At 71.4% G+C, this 1,651-nt stretch carries 2 protein-coding genes and 1 pseudogene; 1 reads left to right on the plus strand and 2 read right to left on the minus strand.

All coding sequences use genetic code 11. The features are described 5' to 3' along the window. Positions 1-50: 50 nt before the first annotated feature. Both G6018_RS07535 and sigE read right to left on the minus strand, forming a co-directional pair. Positions 51-470 carry a zf-HC2 domain-containing protein gene (locus tag G6018_RS07535; protein WP_179525587.1) on the minus strand — a complete coding sequence of 140 codons (420 nt, stop codon included), beginning with the start codon at positions 468-470 and terminating at the stop codon, positions 51-53. A gap of 102 nt (positions 471-572) precedes the next feature. Next, the gene (gene sigE, locus G6018_RS07540) at positions 573-1,196 is read right to left on the minus strand and encodes an RNA polymerase sigma factor SigE (protein ID WP_179525588.1); all 624 of its coding nucleotides are present in this window, start codon (positions 1,194-1,196) and stop codon (positions 573-575) included. Between the two features lie 206 nt (positions 1,197-1,402). Here sigE and G6018_RS07545 point away from each other — a divergent pair. Further along, a pseudogene (locus G6018_RS07545) lies at positions 1,403-1,651 on the plus strand (hypothetical protein); the annotation flags it as partial.

Below are 1,651 nucleotides of genomic sequence, written 5' to 3' on the forward strand. Positions count from 1 at the left end.
CCCGTTCCGCCGGTCCGGGCACACCAGTCTCGTCCTCCACGCGCCCCAGCCTAACGGCCGGACGAACGCAGGCGGCGCAGGAGCCTCGACCACCTGCTCCCGGGCGGGGGCACCGGGGCGCCTGTGGGTTCCCGGGTCGGCTCCTCCCCGAGGAGGCGGAGGCGCTCCCGCAGATCACCGGGCATGTGGATCGGCCCGGATCCCCGGAGAGCGCGACGTGCGTCCTGTTGTTCGGCCACCTCGCGTCGACACTGCGGGCACAGAGCGAGGTGGGCGTCCGCGCGGACCTGTCCCGCGGGCGGGAGGCAGCCGTCCACGTACGCTGCCGCCGCCTCGGTGGAGAGGTGGTCGGTGGAGAGGAAGTGCGGTTCTGATCGAGGGGGTGGCGTACTCCCGGCGACCTCACGGACCGAGTCCCGCGACAACCGGTACTCGGGAGTGGACCCGCGTCCTGACTGGTGTCGGTCCACCCTCGCGCCTCCTCGTCCGTCTGCCCTCGGGGCCGGGCTCTGACCGCCCGGGATGATCAACGCACGGGATACTCCGGTGGTTCCCGGGAGCTCCCGGGGGGATCAGTCGACGCTCTGGTGGACCCCGGTCACACCGGCCGCCTCGAGCTCGGCACGCAACGCGGAACGACCCCGGTGGATGCGGCTGCGGACCGTCCCCATCTTGACCCCGAGGATCCGGCCGACCTCCTCGTAGCTGAGGTCCTCGATGTCGCACAGCACCACCGCCGCGCGGAACTCCGGGGAGAGATTGGCCAGGGCGGTCTGCAGGACCGGGTCGAAGGTCTCCTCCGACAGGACCTGCTCCGGACTGCGCTCACGACCCGGGACCCGCTCGGCGTCCTCCGGGAGCGCCTCGAAGCGGATGCGAGACCGACGCCGCGCCATGTCGAGGAAGAGGTTGGTGACGATCCGGTGCATCCATCCCTCGAAGGTGCCCGGCTTGTACTTGTCCAGGGACCTGAACACCCGGATGAACGCCTCCTGGGTGATGTCCTCCGCGTCGTGGGCGTTGCCGCAGAGCCGGAATGCGAGCCGGTAGACCCTGTCCCCGTGCTGGGCGACGAGCTGGGACCAGGAGGGCATGTCGGCGGCGTCACCACTCGCGTCGAAGCGGGCGGTACCGACCGCCTCGTCGTGGTCACCGCCGGGAGCGATCGCCGTCTCGTGCACCGTCTGCGAGTACATGCGCTGCCGCCGCCTTCCGGCGCGGGCTCCTCGCAAGTCGTCCGCGCGGTGTTCCGTCGCCCCCTCGTGGAACGACGTGTGCCCACCCTCTCTCATCGGGCTGTCCTCACGGTATACCCGTACTGAGATCCCCCTGAGAGTCTCATACCGATCCGATCACCGCGCGTTGGACACGTCGTCCGCGTGCGCGGCGATACGCTGCTCGGGTGTCCGATTCGACTGACGTCCCCGCCTCCGACCGTTCCCGGCTCGCCGACCTCGCGCGCCGCAGCTCCGATCTGGTCGACGACTCGCTCTACGCCCCCGCCCGTGCGGACGCGGCCGAACTGGGTGCCGCCTCTCCGGACGCGCTGACCGCCGAGGTGATCCGGCTGGTCGCCCGACTGACCGGAGCCCGCACCGCGGTGTGCATCTCGCCCGCTCCCGGCGTGCCCGCCCTGGCGATCCTGGCGGCG

It is taken from the genome of Dietzia sp. DQ11-44, from assembly GCF_014145205.1.
Classification (GTDB): Bacteria; Actinomycetota; Actinomycetes; order Mycobacteriales; family Mycobacteriaceae; genus Dietzia; species Dietzia natronolimnaea.

Bases quoted from the DNA above. Each gene is read 5' to 3' on its own strand.
- sigE (WP_179525588.1), bottom strand. From the start codon at position 1,196: ATGTACTCGCAGACGGTGCACGAGACGGCGATCGCTCCCGGCGGTGAC.